This is a genomic window from Paraconexibacter sp. (assembly GCF_041602235.1).
Taxonomy (GTDB): domain Bacteria; phylum Actinomycetota; class Thermoleophilia; order Solirubrobacterales; family Solirubrobacteraceae; genus Paraconexibacter.
On sequence record NZ_JBFIGP010000255.1, the window covers coordinates 1 to 5,331 of the forward strand.

The following is a 5,331-nucleotide window of genomic DNA, read 5'->3' on the forward strand; positions in this document are numbered from 1 at the left end:
CACCCAGCGCAACACGGTCTTCATGGCGTGGAACCTCATGCACGTGGCCGCGATGCTCAAGCGCGGCGGCGGCATCCCCGCCTACGGCAACCAGCGCAAGGAGTGGGACGCGGGCTGCGACTTCGACCACCCCAACCCCGAGTACCGCTGAGCCCCCGCGGGGAACGGAGCCCTCGCGGAGCCCCCCGCGGGAACGCGGGGGTGCGTCGATCCAGCGACGCTGAGCGTCGCTCAGACGGCACACCCCCTACGACGCCGGGGCCCCCAGGCGCTCACCGCGCCGCCGCCACCTCCGCCAGCACCTTGCGGATGCGCTTCTCGGAGACCGGGACCCTCGTCCCCAGCCCCTGCGCGAACAGGGAGACGCGCAGCTCCTGCACCAGCCACGGCAGCTCCAGCAGCGCGGTCGGACGCGACCGGCCCGCGGGCCAGGCGTCGCGCACCGCGGCGATCTCGGCCTCCAGGCCCTGCACGAGCTCGCGGTGCCGCGCGTCGTTGGCGGCCAACCGCCCGAGGCGGTACAGGATCGCGCGCAGGTAGCGGTCGATGTCGTCCAGCCGGGCCGCGCCCGCCGCGGTCAGGAACCCGGGATGGACCAGGAAGCCGAGCTGCGTCAGGACGTCGGACCGCAGGGGCGCCACGGCGGCGCTCTCGAGCCGGGAGACCCGCTCGATCACGTCGCTGCGCGTCCCCAACAGGTCGACCAGGCGCGCGACGATCGCCATGGTCTCGTCCGCGAGCTCGCCGGCGACGTGCCCGCGCAGGGTGGCGAAGGCCTCCGCATCCCAGGCGGGGCCTCCGTGGCGCGCGACGAGCGCGTCGACCGCGGCTCCCGCCGCGTCCTGCACCACCGCGTCGAGACCACCCAGCGGCGCGTCGGCCAGCGCGACCTGCTGCCAGAGGTCGAGCTGATCGCGGACCCAGCGCAGCGGCGAGGGCGCGCTCAATACCAGCAGGCGCCGGGTGCCGGCCCGCATGGCCTGGGCCTGGGCGTCGCGCGAGTCCAGCACCCGCACCCCGGCGGTCGCGCCCTCGTCGACCAGGGCGGGGTAGGCCTTCGCCGCCCCTCCGCGCAGGTCCACCACCCGCGGCAGCTCGCCGATGGTCCAGGCGGTGAGCCCGGTCGCCTCCAGCTCGGGCAGCTCGCTGGCGAGCTCAGCGCGCAGCGTCGGCCGAACGTCCTCACGCAGGGCGTCGAGGTCCTTGCTGCGCCCGATCACGCGTCCGTCGTCCGCCTCGACCTGGAACGTCACGCGCAGGTGGTCGGGGAGACGCTCCCCGGCGGGCCACTCGGAGACCGGCACGCGTACCCCGCGGCGTGCCTCGACCTCGCGCGAGAGCGCCTGGGGCAGAGGCTCCCGACGGGGCCGCACGCCGGCCAGGACCGCGGTGGCGGTCTCCGGTACCGGGACCAGCGGACGGCGGCGCTCCTTCGGCAGACCGCGCAGCAGCGTCGTCACGAGCTCCTCCCGCAGCCCGGGTACGAGCCACTCGAACTCGCGCGGGTGCACCTGACCGACCGCGTCGAGCGGCACGTGGACGGTGATCCCGTCGTCGGGCGCGCCGGGCTCGAAGCGGTAGCTCAGCCGGAACACGTGCTCCCCCTGCTTCCAGCCGGTCGGGTAGGCCTGGGGGTCCAGCGACGCTCGCGCGGCGGGGTCGACCAGGAGCTCGTGCGTGTAGTGCAGCCGCTGCGGATCCTCGCGGCGCGCGTCGCGCCACCAGCGGTCGAAGTGCCGGCCGCTCACGACCTCCAGCGGCACCCGCGAGGCGAAGAAGGCGTAGAGGACCTCCTCCCCCACCAGCAGCCCACGCCGGCGCGAGCGCTCCTCGAGCTTCTCGACCTCCGCGACCAGCGCAGCGTTCGCGGCGAGGAACTCGTGGGGAGCGTCCCAGTCCCGCTCGACCAGGGCGTGGCGCAGGAACAGCTCGCGCGCCAGGACGGGATCGATCCGGGCGTAGGGCACCGTCCGCCCGGTGACGACCGGCAGGCCGTACAGCGTCGCGCGCTCGGTCGCGACCGCGCCCGCCCGCCGCCGGTCCCACCGCGGCTCCGAGTAGGTGCGCTTGAGCAGGTGGTCGGCGAGCGGCTCGATCCACGCCGGATCGATGCTCGCGACCTCGCGCCCCCACAGCCGCGAGGTCTCCACGAGCTCGGCGGCCATCACCCAGTTGGGCTGCTTGCGCGCCAGCGAGGAGCCGGGGAAGATCGCGAACCGTCCGCCGCGCGCCCCGAGGTAGTCGCGCTTGGCGGCGTCCCGCACCCCGACGTGCGACAGCAGGCCCGACAACAACGCCGTGTGGACCTGCTGCGCGGATCCGGGCTGCTGGTTGAGCGTCAGCTTCAGCGAGCGCGCCGTCTGCCGCAGCCGGGCGACCAGGTCCTGCCACTCGCGCACTCGCAGGTAGTGCAGGTACTCCTCACGGCAGCGCTTGCGGAAGCGCGTGCGCGACAGCTCGTCCTGCAGGCCCTCGAGGTAGCGCCACAGGTTCAGGTAGGCGAGGAAGTCCGACCCGTCCTCCCTGAAGCGGGCGTGGAGCTGGTCGGCCTGGGCGCGCTCGTCGGTCGGCCGTACCCGCGGGTCCTGGATGGAGAGCGCCGCGACGATGACGACGACCTCCTCGACGCAGTCCAGCCGGTCCGCCTCGAGCACCATGCGACCCATGCGCGGGTCGACGGGCAGCTGCGCCAGGCGGCGGCCGAGCTTCGTGAGCCGGATCTGCCCCCGGTCCTCGGCCAGCGCGCCCAGCTCCTGGAGCAGCAGCACGCCGTCACGCACCTGACGGGCGTCGGGTGGATCGAGGAACGGGAAGTCCGCGACCTCCCCCAGCCCGAGCGCGGCCATCTGCAGGATGACCGACGCCAGCGACGTCCTCAGGATCTCGGGATCGGTGAAGCGCGGGCGCGCGTCGTGGTCCTGCTCGCTGTAGAGCCGGATCGCGATGCCGTCGGTGACGCGCCCGCACCGGCCGGCCCGCTGCTGGGCGCTGGCCTGGGAGATCGGCTCGATCGGCAGCCGCTGGACCTTCAGCCGCGAGCTGTAGCGGCTGATCCGCGCGGTGCCCGCGTCGACCACGTAGTGGATGCCCGGCACGGTCAGCGAGGTCTCGGCGACGTTCGTGGCCAGGACGACCCGGCGCCGGGTGTCGCGCGGGTCGCGCCGGAACACCTGCTGCTGCTCGGCGGTCGACAGGCGGGCGTACAGCGGCAGCAGCTCGACGTCGCTGCCGAGCCGACCCGCCAGATGGTCGGCGGTGTCGCGGATCTCACGCTCGCCGGAGAGGAACACGAGCACGTCGCCGTGCGGCCCCTCGGCGAACAGCTCCTCGACGGCCTCCGCGATCGCCTCCGGCTGGTCCCGGTCGCGTGAGCCGACGTCGTCGTCGAGATCCTGCGCGTCGTCCGGCGCGCCCACCCCCGCGCCCGCGTCGGCATCGGCGTCGGACCCCAGTGGCCGGTAGCGGATCTCCACCGGATACGTGCGACCGGACACCTCGACGACCGGCGCGTCGTCGAAGTGCTCACCGAACCGCTGCGCGTCGATCGTCGCGCTGGTGATGATGACCTTGAGGTCGGGCCGCCGCGGCAGGATCCGCGCGAGGTAGCCGAGCAGGAAGTCGATGTTGAGCGACCGCTCGTGCGCCTCGTCGACGATGATCGTGTCGTAGCGGCGCAGCAGCCGGTCGTGCTCGATCTCCGCGAGCAGGAGCCCGTCCGTCATCAGCCGCACGAGCGTCTGGTCGGTCGCCTTCCGCTCGAACCGCACCGCGTAGCCGACCGCGCCGCCGAGCGGCACCTTCAGCTCCTCCGCGATCCGCGCCGCGACCGTGCGCGCGGCGATGCGCCGCGGCTGGGTGTGCGCGATCGTGCCCTCCACCCCGCGACCGAGCTCCAGGCAGATCTTGGGCAGCTGCGTGGTCTTGCCCGACCCGGTCTCCCCGGCGACGATCACCACCTGGTTGGCGGCGATGATCTCGCGCAGCTCCTCGCGGCGGGCGCTGACCGGCAGATCCGGCGGATAGGTGATCTCGGGGACGGACGCCGCTCGTCGGGCGTTCCGCGCGGAAGTCGCGGACATCTCCCGCGAGGATAGGCTGCGCGATCATGCGGATCTCTCCAGCCTCAGTCACCGCGATCCTGGCGGGCACCGCCGCGCTCGCCTTCGCCGGGTGTGGCGACGACGGCGGTGGGAGCACCGCCGACGACGAGCAGGGGATCCAGGCGGTGGCCACCAAGGCCATCACGACCACCGACGCCGAGGTCAAGTGCGTCGACGTCGTGACCGAGGGCTTCGTGAAGATGGTCTACGGCTCGCTCGAGCAGTGCAAGAAGGCCGAAGCGCCGGACCCCGACGACGATCCCAAGCCGACCGGCGCCCGGATGAGCAGCATCAAGATCGACGGGGACAAGGCGACCGGCATCGTGACGGTCGAGGGCGGCGACTCGGCCGGCGCCAGCGGCGAGCTCAGCTTCGAGAAGGTCGATGGCGACTGGAAGGTCAGCGACCTCGGCATCAGCTTCCTGCGCTCTCAGCTCACCACGTCGGTGACCAACTCCCCGTTCAGCGAGTCCGGCGACGAGCCGCTGGACGACGCCAAGGCGCGCACCTGCATCGTGAAGGCCTTCGCGGCGCTGCCGGACGACCAGTTCCGGACCATCGCGTTCAAGGCGATCTCCGACCAGGACCCGGACCCGACGTTCCTCAAGATCTTCACGGACTGCACGCAGGGCTCGACGGACGACTCGTCCTCGTCCTCGTCCGACGATGACGGCGAGCAGTCGCTGCTGCGGACCCAGTTCGAGAAGGGCATCCGCGAGGCGGCCAAGAAGGACGGGGCGACCGATGCGCAGGTCGACTGCGTCGTGAAGGAGCTCCGCCGGACGATCACGGAGGACCAGATCGTCGAGGAGATCGGTCGCGGCGGCGACAGCGTCACGCCCGATCTCGCCAAGAAGACGGCGCAGGCCATCCAGAAGTGCGGATGATCGATCCGGCGGGACTCCTGCCGCTGCCGCTGCAGCAGGTCTCCAGCTGGCTCGTCGGCGCCCTCCCGGACGGCGTCGTCCGGCGGCTCGCCGGGGCGCCCGTGAGCCTCGACGGTCAGACGCTGCACCCGGAGATGGCGCTGACGCTGCGCGTGCAGGGTCTCCTGGAGGGCGCGGACTGGGATGAGCTCGGGCCGGAGGGGACACGCGCCGCGGTCGGCCGGCAGACCCTCGCGGGCGCCGTGCGCCAGGCGCGCATCGAAGGCATCCGGTCGCTGGCGGTCGAGACCGGGTCGGGCCGGCTGCCCGCCCGCCTGTACGTCCCGCTGGACGACGAGGCGCCG

Annotated in this window: 2 protein-coding genes and 2 pseudogenes; 3 read left to right on the plus strand and 1 reads right to left on the minus strand. The window is 73.1% G+C overall.

Annotated features, from left to right (window positions below; all coding sequences use genetic code 11):
* A pseudogene (locus ABYE80_RS16455) lies at nt 1–151 on the plus strand (flavodoxin family protein); the annotation flags it as partial.
* A gap of 121 nt (nt 152–272) precedes the next feature.
* On the opposite strand, the gene hrpA reads toward ABYE80_RS16455, so the two are convergent.
* Nucleotides 273–4,079: an ATP-dependent RNA helicase HrpA gene (gene hrpA, locus ABYE80_RS16460; RefSeq protein WP_372791391.1), complete on the minus strand. Its 3,807-nt coding sequence runs from the start codon at nt 4,077–4,079 to the stop codon at nt 273–275.
* A 26-nt stretch (nt 4,080–4,105) separates the two neighbouring features.
* Here hrpA and ABYE80_RS16465 point away from each other — a divergent pair, with 26 nt between their 5' ends.
* Nucleotides 4,106–4,987 (plus strand): hypothetical protein, encoded by an 882-nt coding sequence (locus ABYE80_RS16465; protein ID WP_372791392.1) that lies wholly within the window; start codon nt 4,106–4,108, stop codon nt 4,985–4,987.
* Nucleotides 4,984–5,331 (plus strand): annotated as a pseudogene (locus ABYE80_RS16470) (hypothetical protein); the annotation flags it as partial. The gene ABYE80_RS16465 and the pseudogene ABYE80_RS16470, both read left to right, overlap by 4 nt.